At 73.4% G+C, this 15,255-nt stretch carries 18 protein-coding genes; 12 read left to right on the top strand and 6 right to left on the bottom strand.

What is annotated here, in order from left to right; translation table 11 throughout:
- Positions 1 to 103 precede the first annotated feature (103 nt).
- Positions 104 to 853 (top strand): hypothetical protein, encoded by a 750-nt coding sequence (locus BSL84_RS29220; RefSeq protein ID WP_030031081.1) that lies wholly within the window; start codon positions 104 to 106, stop codon positions 851 to 853.
- A 35-nt stretch (positions 854 to 888) separates the two neighbouring features.
- Positions 889 to 1,686, top strand: coding sequence for a VOC family protein (locus BSL84_RS29215; RefSeq protein WP_075971510.1), 798 nt, complete (start codon positions 889 to 891; stop codon positions 1,684 to 1,686).
- Positions 1,687 to 1,705: 19 nt separating this feature from the next.
- On the opposite strand, the gene BSL84_RS29210 is transcribed toward BSL84_RS29215, so the two are convergent.
- From BSL84_RS29210 to BSL84_RS29200, 3 genes are all read right to left on the bottom strand, one after another.
- The gene (locus BSL84_RS29210; RefSeq protein ID WP_030031083.1) at positions 1,706 to 2,515 is read right to left on the bottom strand and encodes an ABC transporter permease; all 810 of its coding nucleotides are present in this window, start codon (positions 2,513 to 2,515) and stop codon (positions 1,706 to 1,708) included.
- Positions 2,512 to 3,504, bottom strand: a complete 993-nt coding sequence (locus tag BSL84_RS29205) for an ATP-binding cassette domain-containing protein (RefSeq protein ID WP_075972296.1) — start codon at positions 3,502 to 3,504, stop codon at positions 2,512 to 2,514. Before BSL84_RS29205 ends, BSL84_RS29210 begins: the two co-directional genes overlap by 4 nt.
- A 731-nt stretch (positions 3,505 to 4,235) precedes the next feature.
- On the bottom strand, positions 4,236 to 5,024 hold the full coding sequence (locus BSL84_RS29200) for a VOC family protein (protein ID WP_420711217.1): 789 nt from the start codon (positions 5,022 to 5,024) through the stop codon (positions 4,236 to 4,238).
- Between the two features lie 189 nt (positions 5,025 to 5,213).
- Here BSL84_RS29200 and BSL84_RS29195 point away from each other — a divergent pair, with 189 nt between their 5' ends.
- The gene (locus BSL84_RS29195) at positions 5,214 to 6,227 is read left to right on the top strand and encodes a nucleoside hydrolase (RefSeq protein ID WP_075971509.1); all 1,014 of its coding nucleotides are present in this window, start codon (positions 5,214 to 5,216) and stop codon (positions 6,225 to 6,227) included.
- Here BSL84_RS29195 and BSL84_RS37145 read toward each other — a convergent pair.
- The 3 genes from BSL84_RS37145 to BSL84_RS29180 form a co-directional block, all read right to left on the bottom strand.
- Entirely contained in the window at positions 6,185 to 6,802 is a 618-nt protein-coding gene (locus BSL84_RS37145; protein WP_234363550.1) for a DUF5133 domain-containing protein, read from the bottom strand. The genes BSL84_RS29195 and BSL84_RS37145 overlap by 43 nt on opposite strands.
- Before the next feature lie 201 nt (positions 6,803 to 7,003).
- On the bottom strand, positions 7,004 to 7,279 hold the full coding sequence (locus tag BSL84_RS29185) for an isoamylase early set domain-containing protein (RefSeq protein WP_030028749.1): 276 nt from the start codon (positions 7,277 to 7,279) through the stop codon (positions 7,004 to 7,006).
- A 111-nt stretch (positions 7,280 to 7,390) separates the two neighbouring features.
- Positions 7,391 to 8,050, bottom strand: coding sequence for a DUF4232 domain-containing protein (locus BSL84_RS29180; RefSeq protein ID WP_045323578.1), 660 nt, complete (start codon positions 8,048 to 8,050; stop codon positions 7,391 to 7,393).
- Positions 8,051 to 8,240: 190 nt separating this feature from the next.
- Between BSL84_RS29180 and BSL84_RS29175 the strand changes: the two genes are divergently transcribed.
- The 9 genes from BSL84_RS29175 (at position 8,241) to BSL84_RS29135 (ending at position 15,251) form a co-directional block, all read left to right on the top strand.
- The gene (locus BSL84_RS29175) at positions 8,241 to 8,657 is read left to right on the top strand and encodes a VOC family protein (protein WP_075971508.1); all 417 of its coding nucleotides are present in this window, start codon (positions 8,241 to 8,243) and stop codon (positions 8,655 to 8,657) included.
- A gap of 130 nt (positions 8,658 to 8,787) precedes the next feature.
- A complete protein-coding gene (locus tag BSL84_RS29170; RefSeq protein WP_030028753.1) occupies positions 8,788 to 9,246 on the top strand; it encodes a GNAT family N-acetyltransferase in 459 nt (152 codons plus the stop codon).
- Positions 9,247 to 9,360: 114 nt separating this feature from the next.
- Positions 9,361 to 9,786: a hypothetical protein gene (locus tag BSL84_RS29165; protein WP_075971507.1), complete on the top strand. Its 426-nt coding sequence runs from the start codon at positions 9,361 to 9,363 to the stop codon at positions 9,784 to 9,786.
- Positions 9,787 to 9,895: 109 nt separating this feature from the next.
- On the top strand, positions 9,896 to 10,558 hold the full coding sequence (locus BSL84_RS29160; protein WP_075971506.1) for a DUF2278 family protein: 663 nt from the start codon (positions 9,896 to 9,898) through the stop codon (positions 10,556 to 10,558).
- A gap of 68 nt (positions 10,559 to 10,626) precedes the next feature.
- Positions 10,627 to 11,043, top strand: coding sequence for a VOC family protein (locus BSL84_RS29155; RefSeq protein WP_045323581.1), 417 nt, complete (start codon positions 10,627 to 10,629; stop codon positions 11,041 to 11,043).
- A gap of 174 nt (positions 11,044 to 11,217) precedes the next feature.
- Positions 11,218 to 11,853, top strand: coding sequence for an ABC transporter ATP-binding protein (locus BSL84_RS29150; RefSeq protein WP_075971505.1), 636 nt, complete (start codon positions 11,218 to 11,220; stop codon positions 11,851 to 11,853).
- Entirely contained in the window at positions 11,850 to 12,719 is an 870-nt protein-coding gene (locus BSL84_RS29145) for a metal ABC transporter permease (protein WP_030028758.1), read from the top strand. The genes BSL84_RS29150 and BSL84_RS29145 overlap by 4 nt, the downstream gene beginning before the upstream one ends.
- The gene (locus tag BSL84_RS29140) at positions 12,677 to 13,483 is read left to right on the top strand and encodes a metal ABC transporter solute-binding protein, Zn/Mn family (protein WP_075971504.1); all 807 of its coding nucleotides are present in this window, start codon (positions 12,677 to 12,679) and stop codon (positions 13,481 to 13,483) included. Before BSL84_RS29145 ends, BSL84_RS29140 begins: the two co-directional genes overlap by 43 nt.
- A 67-nt stretch (positions 13,484 to 13,550) precedes the next feature.
- On the top strand, positions 13,551 to 15,251 hold the full coding sequence (locus BSL84_RS29135) for a WG repeat-containing protein (RefSeq protein ID WP_159393579.1): 1,701 nt from the start codon (positions 13,551 to 13,553) through the stop codon (positions 15,249 to 15,251).
- The last annotated feature ends 4 nt before the right edge of the window (positions 15,252 to 15,255 follow it).

Raw genomic sequence — 15,255 nt, 5'->3', positions numbered from 1 at the left:
CGGCGGCCGCGGGGCGGACCTACGCTGATCCGGTGAGCGGCTGCGCCGGAAGGCAGGGAACACCTGTCACCGTCCGGCGGCGGCCCGAGGGAGGTGACGCCCGATGTCCGCACCCCGGGCAGCGTCCGCGGTCCGCCGCGCGGCCGCGGGAACGGCCTGTCTGATCGTGTTCGCCGCCACCGGCACCGGTCCCGCCCTGGCCGACGACAACGGGATGGCCGACAAGAGCGCGCAGGCCATCGCCGACGCGTCGCGCAAGGCCATGTCGGAGGTCACCTCCATGCGCATGGTGGCCGAGGTGACCGAGAAGGCCGGCACCACCGGCCTGGACATCCGGTTCGACGAGGCGGGCAACTGCGTCGGCTCGGTCACGCCTCCCGGCGGCTCCGGCAAGGCCACCGTCGTCAAACGCGGCAACGACGTGTGGATGAAGCTCGACGACGAGCTGCTGCGGGCCCAGGTACCGGGCGGCGCGGCGGAGGACGCGATCGCGCTCATCAACGGCCGCTATCTGCACGGCACCACGGACAACATCATGCTGCGCGACTTCGCCCAGTTCTGCGATCTGGACTACTTCAAGAGGGAGTTCTCCTCGAAACCGGCGAACGAGCAGCTGAAAAAGGGCTCGACCACCACCGTCGACGGCCGTCCGGCCATCACGGTCACCGGGAAGCGCGGCGGCGACACGGGCACCTACCAGGTCTCGACGCAGGACGAGCCGTACCTCCTGCGCATCCAGGGCGCCAAAGCCTCCGGCGAGCGCGTCGAGGCCACCTTCTCCGCCTTCGACGAGCCCGTCCGGCCCCAGCCCCCCGCGCCCGCCGACACCGTCGACCTGTCCGAGCTCCAGTAGCGCGGCCGCGCAGCGTGCCGCGCGAGAGGAACACCATGATCACCACTGACTTCGCCGCCGGCTCCCCCTGCTGGATCGACCTCGGCGTCCCCGACGTCCCCGCCGCGGCGGCGTTCTACGGCGCCGTGCTCGGCTGGGACTACGAGTCCATGGGCGAGGGGGAGGACATGGAGGGCGGGGTGTTCCGCAAGGACGGGAAGATCGTCGCCGGCCTCGGCAGGCTCACCGAGGAGGGCGCCCGCCCAGCCTGGATGATCTACTACAGCGTCCCCGACGCGGACGCCGCCACCCGGGCCGTCGAGCGCGCCGGCGGCACGGTACGCGTACCGCCGAGGGACCTCGACGAGTGGGGGCGGATGGCCCAGTACAGCGACCCGCTCGGCGGCCAGTTCGCCGTCTGGCAGCCGGGCACCACCAAGGGCGCGGAACTGGTGGACGAGCCGGGGTCGCTGTCGTGGACGGAGCTGTACACGAGTGACGCGGCGGCGGCCAAGGACTTCTACGGCGAGGTCTTCGGCTGGTGGTACAGCGACATGGAGCTCCCGGGCGGCGGAGGCGCCTACTCCATGGTGACGCCCGCCGGGCAGCCCGCGGAACGCATGCACGGCGGCGTGATGGAGCTGCCCGCCGAACAGCTCACCCTCACGGCGGGGCGGCCGTACTGGCACCCGGTCTTCGCCGTAACCGACTGCGACGCCGCGGTCGCCGCGGTGGCCCGCGGCGGCGGCACCGTGCAGATGGGGCCCGAGGACGCGGAGGGCGTCGGGCGGCTGGCCGTCTGCCTGGACCCGGCGGGCGCCGACTTCGTGGTCCTGGCCCCGTCGTCTGACTGACCCCGGAAAGGCCGTCCCGTCAGACCCGGGAGCGGTACGCCCGCATGGCCAGCGGCGCGAAGACGAGGGCGATGCCCGCGGCCCATATCAGCGACCACATGATCGGCTCGCCGGCCGGGGTGCCGAGCAGGAGCCCGCGGAAGGCGTCCGATAGCTGGGTGACGGGATTGACGTTCACCCAGGCCTGGAGCCAGCCCGGCATCGTGTCGACCATCACGAACGCACTGCTGGTGAAGGTGATCGGGAAGATCAGCGTGAACGCGAAGACCTGCACCTTCTCCGGATCCCCGGCCAGCATCCCGATCAGTACGGCCGTCCACGACATGGCCGCGGCGAAGACCAGGAGCAACAGCAGCCCGGCGACGAAACCGGCGGCACCGCCGGTGATGTCGAAGCCCAGCAGGGTGCCCAGGGCGATCATCAGGAGCATCGCCCAGAGCTGCTTGGCGAGGTCGGCGGCGATGCGCCCGAGGAGCGGCGCCGAGCGGGCGATCGGCAGGCTGCGAAGGCGGTCGAAGACACCCTTGGTGAGGTCGCTGTTCAACGCCATGGCCGTGTACATGCTCATGAAGAGCGTGTTCTGGACGATGATCCCCGCGAGCGCGTACTGGAGGTACGCCTGGGGGGAGCCCGCCATCTGGCCGCCGAAGACGTAGGTGAAGAGGAAGACGAACATGATCGGCGAAATGCTGTAGTCGACGAGCTCCAGCGGGTTGTGCTTGACGGAGACCAGACTGCGCCAGGCGAGCGTCGCCGTCTGGCGCAGGGCGGCCAGGGGGCTCACCCGGCCGCTGCCGCCGAGGGTGTCGGTCGCGGAGGCGGTGGTCATGACAGGCTCCCGGCGGTCGCGTACTGCTCGTCGTCACCGTCGCCGGCCGCGGTCAGCGGCTGCGCCCGGTGGCCGGTCAGGACCATGAAGACCTCGTCGAGGGACGAGCGCCGCAGGGTCAGCTCGGCCACCGCCACGCCCGCCTGGTCGAGCCGGCGGACCACCGCGGGCATGAGCTCCGGGTCCTTCACGGGCACGGTGATCTCGTCGCCCTCGATCTTGGCCAGGGGCCCCGCCGCCTCGCTGAGCAGGGCGTGCGCCGTGGCGAGGTCGCCGACGTGGGCGGGCCGCAGCTGCAGTACCTGCCCGCCGACCTGCGCCTTCAGTGCGTCGGGCGTGCCGTGGGCGATGACGCTGCCCTTGTCGATCACCACGATGTTGTCGGCCAGCCGGTCTGCCTCGTCCAGGTACTGCGTCGTCAGCAGCACCGTGACCCCCTCCGCGACGAGGGCCCGCAGCATGCCCCAGACCTCGCCGCGGCTGTGCGGGTCGAGGCCGGTGGTCGGCTCGTCGAGAAAGAGGATCCGCGGCCGTCCCACGAGGCTCGCCGCGAGGTCGAGACGCCGCCGCATACCGCCCGAGTACGTCTTGGCGGCCCGGACCGCCGCCTCGCGCAACTGGAAGCGGTCGAGCAGCTCGGCGGCCCGCGCCCTGGCCGCGCCGCGCGGCATGCCGAGCAGCCGCCCGATCATCAGCAGGTTCTCCGTGCCGGTCAGATTCTCGTCGACGGCGGCGTACTGGCCCGTCAGGCCGATCACCGAGCGGACCCGGCCCGCCTGCCGGACGACGTCGTACCCGGCGACCTCGGCGCGGCCGCCGTCCGGCCGAAGGAGGGTGGCGAAGATCCGGACCGCGGTCGTCTTGCCCGCGCCGTTGGGACCGAGCAGGCCGAGGACGGTGCCGGCGGGCACCTGGAGGTCCACGCCGGCCAGGGCACGGGTCTGCTTGAACCGCTTCGCCAGGCCCTCGGCCCGGATCGCGTACTGCATGGAGATCACCTCGACGAAGGTCGTGCCGACACTCCCCTCAACTGTGACGCACGCCACTGACATTGTCGGCCCGACCTCAGCTTCTCTGGCCGCAGGCCCCGCCGTTCCGCTCCCGCGGGGGTGGCGGTTTCGGGGTAGCCCCCGGGCCGGTGGTGCTGGGGCGCTGCCCCAGGCCCCGCGCCTCAATCGCCGGCGGGGCTTGGGTGGTGTGGGGTGGTGCCCCGCCGGAATGTCTCCTCGGCTCGCGCGGTGCCCAGGATTGCGGAGGTGGGTCGGTGGTGCGCGCTCGTCCTGCGGGGACACTCCGCCGTGTCCCCACCCCACGGCAGTGCGTTCGCCTGTACCCGGCAGCAGCCCAAGGCGCCTCCTGAAACCTCCTCGTCGCGGTTGGAGCGGGGACGGGCAGGGGTGTCCCCGCAGGACGAGGCGTCACCGCCGGGCACCGTGGTGATCGCTCGCGCTCGCCGAGCCGAGGAGACACCCCTGCCCGTCCCCGCGACCGCCCGCACCACACCAGCCCCGCCGGCGCTTGAGGCGCGGGGCCTGGGGCAGAGCCCCAGCACCACCAGCCCGGGGGCCACCCCCAAACCGCCACCCCCTGCGGAAGCGGAACGGCAGAGCCCCAGCACACCGACCCGGGCCGACGCCCGAACCGCCACCCCGCGGGAGCGGAACGGCGCGGGCCCTGGGGCGGAGCCCCAGCACACCGGCCCGGGCCGGCGCCCGAACCGCTACCCCCGCGGGAGCGGAAGCGTGGGCTCGCTCACAGTGAACAGCGCTCCGGTGCGGTCCCGGAGGGTGACCCGGCGGTCCGTCACGGAGGACCGGACCGGCGTCACGGCGGCGCCCCCGTGCCGGACCGCCCGGTCGACGGTGGCGTCGAGGTCGGCCACGGCGAAGTGGACGTGCCAGCGGGGCCGGACCTGCGGGTCGGGGTCGTTGTCCACGGCTCCGGCGTCGATCCGCGCGACGGTCTGGCTGCCCCGGCGGACCACCACGTGGTCGTGCTCGTAGGCGACGTCGCAGCATCCGGGCCGGTCGCAGGCCCAGTCCAGGACCTCGCCGTAGAACACGGCGGCGGCGAACGCGTCGCGGGTGCGGAGTTCGACCCAGACCTCCGCGTCCTCCTCGCCGGCGTGCCATTCCCGGACGACCTCGCCCTCCCAGAAGCCGAAGACCGCTCCGAAGGGGTCGGCGGCCAGCGCGGCCCTCCCGGTGGCGAAGGCGAGCGGCCCGACCGCCATCGTCGCGCCGCGCTCACGGACGCGGGCGGAGGTCACCTCCGCGTCGACGACGGCGAAGTACGGCGTCCACGCGGTCGGTACGCCGAGTCTCGGGGCGAGCGCGCCGACGGAGGCGACGGGCCGTCCGTCCAGCAGCGCGACGCGGAAGTCCTCGCCGAGCCGGGTGGTACGGAAGGTCCAGCCCAGCACCGCGGCGTAGAAGTCCTCCGCCTCGGCGAGAGCCGGGGCGGTGAGGTTGACCCAGCAGGGCACACCGAACACGTCACGACTGCTCATGGTCATCGCACCGCTCCTCCGCCTGCCGCCCCGGCATCCGCTCCCGTCGCAGGGCGGGTGCCCCACCGCACTCACTCCTAACACAAGTGGACGAAACGGACCATTCTGTGCGGCGTCGGGCTGCCGGGTGCGCACACTGGACCGGTGGCCCGTGCCGCGGAGGCGGCGGCCGGAGGAAAGGTGTCCGTTGTGAGCGTCCCCGTTCCCCTTCCCGTCCCCGTTCCCGTTCCCCTCGTCATCGACTGCGATCCGGGGCACGACGACGCCCTCGCGATCCTCCTCGCCGCGGGCGACCCGGCGGTGGACCTGCTGGCCGTGACCACGGTGGCGGGCAACCAGACCGTGGAGAAGACCACCCTGAACGCCCTGCGGGTGTGCACCGTCGCCGGTATCACGGGCGTCCCGGTCGCCGCCGGGTGCGCGGGACCGCTGGTGGAGCCGCTACGGGTGGCCGAGGACGTGCACGGGGTGTCGGGGCTGGACGGCCCCCGCTTCCCCGAGCCGTCCCTGGCGCCCGAACCCGAGCACGCGGTGGAACTGCTGCGGCGGGTCCTGGCCGGGCGCCCGGAGCCGGTCACCCTGGTACCGACGGCTCCGCTGACGAACATCGCCCTGCTGCTGACCCGCCACCCCGAGCTGGCGGGCCGGATCAGGGAGATCGTCCTGATGGGCGGTTCCACGGACCGGGGGAACCGCACCCCGGCCGCCGAGTTCAACATCCACACCGATCCGGAGGCCGCGGACATCGTCTTCCGCAGCGGGGTACCGGTGACCATGTGCGGGCTGAACGTCACCCATCAGGCGCTCGCGACACCCGAGGTCGTCGCCCGTTTCGAGGCCCTGGGCACGGACCTCGGGCGGATCTGCGCCGAGTTGCTGGGCTTCTTCGCGGGCACCTACCGGCAGCTGTGGGGTTTCCCCGCACCGCCGGTGCACGACCCGGTGGCGGTCGCCCGGGTCATCGACCCGGGGCTGGTCACCTGCGTGGACGCGCACGTGGCCGTGGAACTCCACGGCCGGCACACGCGCGGTGCGACCGTGGTGGACCTGCACGGCACGCTGGGACTGCCGGCGAACGCCCGGGTCGCCGTCGGGTTGCGTGCCGACCTGTTCTGGGACCGGCTGCTGGCGGCCGTGGCGAGGCTGGGCGGCGGCGCGGATCAGGCGGGGCCGTCCGGTGCCGCGTACGGGGGAAGCCGGTGAGCGGCCACCCGCTCCTCGGCGGCGATCAGGGCGCTGTGGGTGTTGCGCTGCCCCATCAGGACGCACAGCGTGTACGCGGCGTCCTCCAGGGCGGCGCGCAGCGCGGGGTCGTCGGGCGCGGCCAGCGTACGGCGGCGTACGGCCCGCAGGTGGTGCAGGTGCCCGCGGAGAACGTCCGGTGCCGGCAGGAGCGTTCCGGGGGGCGGTGGTGAAGGGGGTTGCGGGCTGCGGGCGTTCGCGATCTCCATGCGCAGCGCCAGCTCGCAGTCGGGGTCAGCGTCCGCCGGGCGGGTGCCGGTGGCGACGGCGGTGCGCGCCATGGTGTGGAGCGTGACGCCGGCCGTCCGCGCTGCCTCGGCGAGGACGCGCCGGGCGCTCTCCGCGGTGCAGGGGACCAGGGCCATCACCACGCCGGTCGCACCGGCGAGCGCGGCCGTGGCGGCGGCGTCGCCGGCCTCCGTGCCGGTGGCGGCGGTGTCCGCGGCGGTGCACGGATCCGTGTGTTCGTCCGCGTACCCGTCCGCTACGGCGGCTCCGCCTTCCGTGCGGCGGTGGCCCGCCGGGCTCTGAATCATCCGTCCGCTCCTGGGGTTGCTCCGGGTGGATGCCGCTGTGTAGCACCTCCGGGCGGGTGGTCGGCGCGTACGCGCGGGCGGCGCGGAGCGGATCCCCCGATGTGGGGATGGCCGGAGCCGCGGGTTGACCTCGGCCGGGTCGTGCGAACGCTCCGCAGCGGCGGGCGTGCCGGGGCGGAGCGTTCGGTCAGCGGGTGGACGTCAGGTGTTCAGGCGGCAGTTGGCGCCGTCGTGCCCGTCGGCGGCCGCGTCGTTGAACCAGTAGTCGCCGGCGGCGAGGTAGCGGAAGGAGTGCGTGGCCTTGGCGGGCAGCGCGACCGTCACCGCCCGCATGCCGTCGGGCCGGGGTTGGAGCACGTGGGCGCCCGGCTGCCAGCCGTTGAAGCTTCCCACGACGCTGACGGGGCCGGGCGGGTCGCCCCCGGGCAGTACGAAGGTGACGTCGGTGGTGTTCTTGCGACGCTTTCGTTCCAGCATGAAGTGCTCCTTCTGCGTCCGGGACGGCTCCACTCGCCGGAAGTCTCCTGACGGCTCCCCGCCGCCGCCGCTTCCGACCCGCCGCAGCACGCCCAGGGTCACCCGTGGGGGCTACAGGCTGAGGGCGTCTTCGGCGTTGTCCACCCAGGGGGTCACGGAGTTCTTGGTGGCGGAGACGTACAGGCCGGGTGTGGCCGCTTCGAGCGGGGTCTGCATGAGGTCGGACTCGGTGTTCATGGTCATGGCGATCGAGCCGACGGTCTTGCCGGTGCCGTCGGCGGCGCCGCCCATGAGTCCGGCGTAGGCCGACTCGCCCGGGTCGAGCCGGATGGCGTTCTCGATGCCGGGGGCCTTGCCCCGTTCCGTGGCCTGTCCGTCGAGGCTGCCGAAGGTCACGACCGGGTGCCCGAGCGCCCTGCACGCCTTGGTCCCCTTGTTGGTGATCTTCAGCAGGTAGCTGCTGGTCGTGGGCTCGGCCAGGCTTGCGGTGAAGTCCACGTCGTGGGTGCTGCACGGGAAGACGTCGAAGTCCGGGCCGGCCGGTGCGCTCGCACCGGGGGACACGGCCGAGTTCGACGGCTTGGCCGGCTTCGCCGGCGGTGTCGCGGACTTCGACGGGCCGGCCGAGCCGGACGGGGACGTGCTGGGTGTCGAGCCGGCGGACGGCGTGCCGGTCCCGCCCGCGGCGTCGTCCCCGGTGGGCCCGCATGCGGTCAGGGCCAGTGCGGACAGGGCGGCGAGGGCGACGGCGGTCCTGCGAACGATGCTCATGGTGTTCCCCTGGATGAGGCGCGGCGAGCGCGGACTGGGCCGGGCCGGTTCCGGCGGGCCTGGCACCAGGGTCCCGCCGTAGCTTCACAGCTTGGTGACGGGGCGTCGCCGAGTCCACGACGGTTGCCGGCGTGCCGCTTCCGCCTCGCCTAACCTGAATCACCGCAGACCACCACGAAGGGAACATGCCATGCCCTCGCGACTCAATCCGTACATCAACTTCGACGGCGACGCCCGGCAGGCCATGGAGTTCTACAAGGAGGTCTTCGGCGGCACCCTGTCGCTGAACACGTACGGCGACATCGGCGGCGCGGACGCGGGCGACGCCGCCGACAGGATCATGCACGGCATGCTGGAGACCGCCGGCGGTTTCACGCTCATGGGCGCCGACAACCCCCCGGGGGCGCAGCACGAGCCCGGCAACAACATCTCGGTGAGCGTCAGCGGGGAGGATGCCTCCGAGCTGCGCGGCTACTGGGACGGGCTCCGCGCGGGCGGCACGGTCTCGGTGCCCCTGGAGAAGCAGATGTGGGGCGACGTCTTCGGTATGTGCACGGACCGCTTCGGCATCACCTGGCTCGTCAACATCAGCACGCCCGAGGGCTGACCCGGCCGCCGCGCCATCGTCCACGATGGCGATGCGGCGGCCTCCGGTTCGACACCGCGGCAGCTGCCTCCACGCCCGGACTCCGGCATGATCGATTCTCCGCTTCCGTCTACCGCAGGAGTCCAGCCCCATGTCCGACACCACCGTGCGCGCCGTGCAGCCTGGGGATTTCGCGCAGTGGCGCGCCCTGTACCGGGGCTACGCCGACTTCTACGAGGTGGAGCAGACCGAGGAGGCGGCCGCCACGGTGTGGTCGTGGGTGACCGACCCGGCCCACGAGGTCGGTGCCCTGGTGGCCGAGGACGCTTCGGGCCGGCTCCTCGGCCTGGCCCACTACCGTCCCTTCGCCCGGCCCCTGTCGGCCACGGTCGGCTGCTTCCTCGACGACCTGTTCGTGGCCCCGGAGCACCGCGGCTCCGGCGCCGCCGACCTGCTGCTCGGGGCGCTGCGCGACCTCGCGGCCGAGCGGGGCTGGAGCGTGGTCCGCTGGATCACCGCGGACGACAACCACCGGGCGAGGGCCAAGTACGACCAGGTGGCCACGCGCACCATGTGGGTCACCTACGACATGCCCCCGGCCCGTCCCTGACCCGTCGGGCAGGGCGGGGGCAGGAGGCGAGGGCCGCGCTCGGGCGGGGGCCCGCGCGTCACAGCTACGTCACGGGGCACGCTGTCCGCGGCCCCGGGCGTCCACCATGTCCTGATGCGCACACACAGGATTGCCACGCTGCTGGCCGGCGTCACCCTCCTCGCCCTCACCGGCTGCACCAGCGATCCCGAGGCCGACACCGCACCCACGCCGGTCGCGACCACGCCGTCGGCCGCACCCACCGGCACCACCCCCTCGGACACCGCCGGCCTGCCACCCGAGCCCACGGGCGAGAAGCGCGTCATCTACCTCGCCACCCTCAACGGCATAGACCCCGAGATCGTGAACGGCAAGGAAGACAAGGCCATCAGCCGCGGACGCGACCAGTGCGCGGCCATGAAGGACGAGAGGGACCCCGGCAAGCGCGTCGCACAGGTCGAGCGGCGTTTCATCGGCCCCAACCACCCGGGCGGCTTCGGCCCGACGAAGAGCGCCCTCATCCTCGCCACCGTCCAGGCCAACATCTGCCCCACCTACTGACGGCCGGCTCGGCCGTGCCGGCCCGGCCGAGGGCCAGAACGTCCGGCCGAGGGCCGCCGCTTCGCGCGTCGCGGCGACCGTCGTGCCGGCCGGTGCTTCACTGGGGACCATGCCCTTCGCGCACTACGGCGTCCTCTCCGGGACCCTGCACCGGCACTTCCGGGACACCCCCGACACGGAGGGGGCGTGGTTCCATGTCAACCTCCGGGTCGACGCGCCGGACGGGCGCTACAAGTGCGCCGTCGACGTCGACAGTCACGAGTCGGCGACCGGCGTGCAGTGGAAGGTGTTCACGGTGGACGCCAAGGCGCTCGGCCCGGTGGCCGCACTGGCGCCGGGCTACCACGAACTGCCCCGTACGGACGGGTCCGGCGCCCTCGACTACATCCGGCATCCGGCCCTGCGGCGCGGCCGATCCTGGCCGCCGTGGCTGCCCGACCGGGTGCGGGGACTGCTCGAACGGCTGGTGAAGTCCTCCCGGCCCTGGGCCTCGGGGACCAATCTCGACGCCGCGCTCGCCTTCGAGCCGATGCTCGTGGTCGGCCGTCCGGTGCTGGTCTTCGGGGAGCCCTTCGACACCGGTCTGGGCGTCCACAACATCCACCAGAACCAGGGCGATCCGTTCGGCAGCCCGTGGTGGGCCGAGAACGGCGTCTGGCAGGACGGGGCGACCCTGACCCGCCGCCCCGACGGCCGGTACGACGTGTTCCTGAACAAGTTCTCCACGCAGAAGGATCACACGGACGCCGACGGACACCCCCTCGTGCCGTGACCCGGTGAACTTTTGCGGTCGCAGCACCAGCCTGTGTACGCACGTACCCGCACCCGGAGGAAGGCTCGATGACCCCGGCACCGCAGAAGATCACCACGTTCCTGATGTTCGAGGGCCGGGCGGAGGAGGCGATGACCTTCTACACCTCCCTGTTCGAAGACTCCGAGGTCGTCGACATCACCCGCTACGGCGCCGACGGCCCCGGCGCGCAGGGCACGGTGCTGCGCGCGACGTTCTCGCTCGCCGGGCAGCACTTCATGTGCATCGACAGTTACGTCAAGCACGAGTTCGGCTTCACCCCGGCCGTCTCGCTCTTCGTGGAGTGCCGGTCCGCGGCCGAGCTCGACCGGCTCTACGCCGCCCTCGCCGACCAGGGCAAGGAGCTGATGCCCGTGGGCTCGTACGGTTTCAGCGCCCGGTTCGGCTGGGTGAACGACCGCTTCGGGGTGTCCTGGCAGCTGAACCTCCAGGATCCGCCCGCCTGAGGCGCCCGGCCCAGGACCCGTCCGAGGACGACCGTCCGGAGCATCAGCGCCCCGCCCCCGCGGGCGGGCGGCTCCGGACCGGCGGGAACCCCGTATGCCCGGCATCCGACTACTGGCACGTGGGCGGCTGAGCCGCGCCGTCCCGCGCAGTCGAGGACGATCGAGGGGCGTGTGATGGGCGGGATGGACGTGCGCATGCGGGGGGTCGTCTGCCGGCACGGCCGGGTGGAGGCCGTCGCCGACGTGGACCTGGAGATCGCCGCCGGTGAACGCGTGGCGCTGACCGGCACCAACGGCTCGGGCAAATCGACTCTCCTGCGCGCCGTCCTCGGTCTGCACCGCCAGATGGCGGGCTCGATCCTGGTCGGCGGCCGGGAGGGCCGCTCCCCCGCCGAGTGGGCGTGGCGGCGCCGGGCCTGCGCCTGGATCCCGCAGAAGCCCGCCGCCGGGCGGTTCCCCCTGCTCGGCAGCGAGCTGCTGGCCGGCAGCCGCGCCCCGGCGGAGGCGGCCGAGGCCGCGGACCGGCTCGGCGTGGGCGCGCTCACCGGGAGGCCTCTGCACACCCTGTCCGGCGGCCAGTTGCAGCGCATGTACCTGGCCCGGGCGATCGGGTGCGTCGCGGCGGGCGCGGAGCTGATGCTGGCGGACGAGCCGACCGCCGCCCTCGACTTCGACGGGCAGGCGGAGGCCGCGGACGTGCTCACCGCACTGCCGGTGACGCTGATCGTGGTGACGCACGACCGCGCCCTGGCGGACCGGTGCGACCGCGTACTGGAGATGGCCGCGGGCCGGCTGCGGGAGGTCCGGTGACCGTCCTGGCCACCGCCGACCTCGGTGAACTCCTGCGGCTGCTGCCCGTTCAACGAGCGGGCGCGGCACTGCTGCTGGCCGCCGTCGCACTGCCGGTCGTCGGCGTCGTCATCGTCGGGCTCGACATCATGCCGGTCCGGTTCGCGATGATGCACGTGGCCCTGCTGGGCATCGCCGTGGGCCTGCTGACCGGGCTCGACCCCATGCTGTGCGCGCTGGTGGCGTGTGCGCTGGCCGGCGCGGGCGTGGCTCCGCTCGCCGGCACCCCGGACGGCCTCTCGGGGGCGATGGGGCTGCTGATGAGCCTGGCGGTCGCGGCGGCGCTGTTGCTGCTGGCGGTGTCCGGGGTCAACGCGTCCGGTGCCTTCGCCCTGTTGTGGGGGTCGATCCTGTCCGTCGGGACGCCCGACCTGGTGGTCCTGGGCGTGCTCGCCGTCGCCGTGCCCTGCCTGTTCCGGTGGCGGCGGCGGGAGATCGGCCTGCTGCTGTACGACCGCGAACTGGCCCAGTGCTCCGGCGTACCGGTGCGGGCCCTGACGGCCGCGCTCCTGGTGCTGGTCGCCATCGCGGTCGCCGGGGCGATCAAACTCACCGGCGCGCTGCTGGTCGACGCGCTGACGCTGCTGCCCGCACTCGCCGCGCGCCGCCTGGGCGGTTCGCTGAAGTCGATCACCCTGTGGGCGGTCGGCATCGGCATCGTGGTGAACCTGACGGGGTTCCTGCTGGCCCTGTGGCTGGACTGGCCGCCCGGCCCGGTCCTCGTCCTGACCGCCGGGGCGCTGGTCCTCGCGGTGCACTTCTTACCCGAACGGAGAGTCAGCTCATGGCGCGCACCCGCGTCCGTGTCCCTGCCGCCCTCGCACTGAGCGCGGCCCTGCTCCTGACCGCCGGCTGCGGGAACGGCGCCTCGTCGGCGTCGGGTGGGGGCCCGGGGCTCCCGCGCCCCGGCAATCCGTCCGTGGTCGTGACGACCACCTGGGAGGGCGCCCTCGCGAAGGCGGCGGGCGCGCAGGACATCAAGGTCATCGTGCCGCAGTCGGTCCACCACGCCCCCGACTACGAACCCAGGCCCTCGGACCTCGCCGCCGTGGCCCAGGCCGACTTCGTGCTGTACGCGCCGTTCGAGCCGTACGCCCCGAAGATCAAGGAGGCGGCGGGCTCCGAGGCGAAGCTGGTCGAGGTGGAACTCGACAACGACCCCGACAAGGTGTCCGCCGAAGTCGGCCGTCTGGCCGCACTGTTCGGTACGGCGGACGCCGCCGCGCGGTGGAAGACCGGCTTCGACGCCGAGTACGCGAAGCTGAACCAGGAGCTCCGGGCCGGCTGGCCAGGCGGCCGCAGCCCGTCCGTCGTGGCCCAGGTCTTCACCGCCTGGTCGGCGAAGCTCGCGGGCGCGACCACCGTGGGCACCTACGGGCCGGAGGCCGTGACCCCGGCGCAGCTCGCCGAACTCTCCGCGAAGAAGCCGTCGCTGGTGCTGGACAACGCCCACATGTCCACCGGCGCGGTGCTGCCGGACTCGGGTGCCAAGCAGGTGCGGATCGTCAACTACCCGGGTGACGACCTCGATCTGCTGCCGGTCTACCGCAACGCGGCGGCGGAGCTGAGGAAGGCCATGGGCTCCTCCTGAACCCCCGGCGGGCTCCGCCACAATGTTCTCCGGCCCCCGAACGCCCCTGGAGCAGCTGGAGCAGTACGTGACACCGCACCGCCCCGTCCCGTCCGCGCCGTACGCCGTGCCCGTGACGGGGCGCGAACCGTTCGGGACACGGCTGGCGCTCGTCGACCCGGAGGGCGCGCTCGTGCGTGCGCCCGAACTGGGTGCCGTCGGCCCGTTCCACCCGGACGGTGACGGGGGCCTGGTCGCGCCCGCGGCGGACCTGGCCGGGCGGTGGGGGTACCTGGACGGGCGGGGCCGTTGGCTCGACGCACCGGGGCTGGAGTGGACCGGTGCCTTCGACGGGGCGGGGCTGTCCCGATTCCGCCGAGCGGGCCTGTTCGGGTACGCGGACGCCTCCGGCGCTCCGGTCGTGCCGGCCCGCTTCACGGGTGCGGAGGAGTTCCACCACGGACTGGCCGCGGTCCGTACCGAGGGCGGCGCCGGCTACGCGGATCCCACGGGCCGGCTGGTGATCGGCGGCGGCTTCGACGCGGCCGGGTCCTTCGGGCCCGCCGGCCTGGCGCCCGTACGGCCGGTCACCGGCGGGCCTTGCGGGTACGTGGACCGCGAGGGACGCCCGGCGATCGCGCCCCGGTTCGACGGGGCGCGCCCGTTCGGCGCGGGCGGGGCGGCGCCGGTGCGGGTCGGGGAGCTGTGGGGGCTGGTGGACACCGCGGGCGAATGGATCGTCGAACCGTCCTTCCGGCTGCTGGAATCCTTCGACGGGAACGGTCTGGCGTACGCCGTCGGCGGCGGGGCGGGCGACTCGTTCGCCGGCTTCGTGGACTGCCGGGGCGAGCTGGTGCTGCGCCGCGACGGCGAGATGGACGAGGAGCTGTGGTGCGGCCTGCTGAAGGTCGGCGACGGCTTCGCCCGGGGGTTCGTCGATCCGGCAGGGCTGCCGGTGATCGGGCCGCGCTACGCCTGGGTGGAACGTTTCTCCCCCTGTGGGGCGGCCGTCGCCTGCGTGGACGACGGCGCACCGCGGTGGGGGGTGCTGCGTACGGACGGCTCGTTCACGCCGTCCTCGCACCGGGAGCCGCTGACCGACGGGGACGGCTGGGTCGCCGGCTTCGACGACGTCACCGGTCTCGCGGCGTTCGTCTCCGCCGACGGCGCGGTCGTGCACGTCGACGCCGGGGGCCGGGACGTGTGCCGCGTCGAGGCGTCCGGCGACGGGGCGTCCGTCGTACTGCGGGACGCGGCCGGCCGGGCCGTGTGGGAGGGCGCCGCCGGGCCGGGAACCTTCGAGCGGGCGCGGCCGCGGTTGCTCCGCGACACCGGGCAGTACGTGGACCACGGGCCCGCGTGGGAAGGGGACGCGGTGGCCGTCGCCGCCGAGCTCCTGGGCCGTGCGCCGCGGCCCTTCCACCCCGGCTCGGCGGACCCCTACGACGTCGACGGACTGGACGAGGACGACGCGGAGGACCTGTGCCACGGCGCGGTACGGGTGGTCGCGAGCGTCTTCCTGGAGGCGGAGGCGCTGGCCGAGTACCCCTTCCTCCAGGACTGGACGGAGCAGCGCTTCGCGGAGCTCTACGACACCGTCGCGGAGCGCCTGCGTGCCGGCTACGGCCCCCCGCTGCCGGACGACCGGGCCGTGTTGCTGCGTGGCGGTGACGGCGAACGGTCCGTCACCTGGCGGGCCGGCGACCGGCGGCTGGTCCTTCAGGAGTGGATGGTGATCGGTGACGGCGACGTGGAGATCGAGATCTGGCTGGCGGCGGTCGACACCTGACCCG

Source organism: Streptomyces sp. TN58 (assembly GCF_001941845.1).
In the GTDB taxonomy this organism is placed as follows: domain Bacteria; phylum Actinomycetota; class Actinomycetes; order Streptomycetales; family Streptomycetaceae; genus Streptomyces.
The sequence above is the reverse complement of the archived record's forward strand: the minus strand, read 5'-3'. Positions and strand labels throughout refer to the sequence as shown.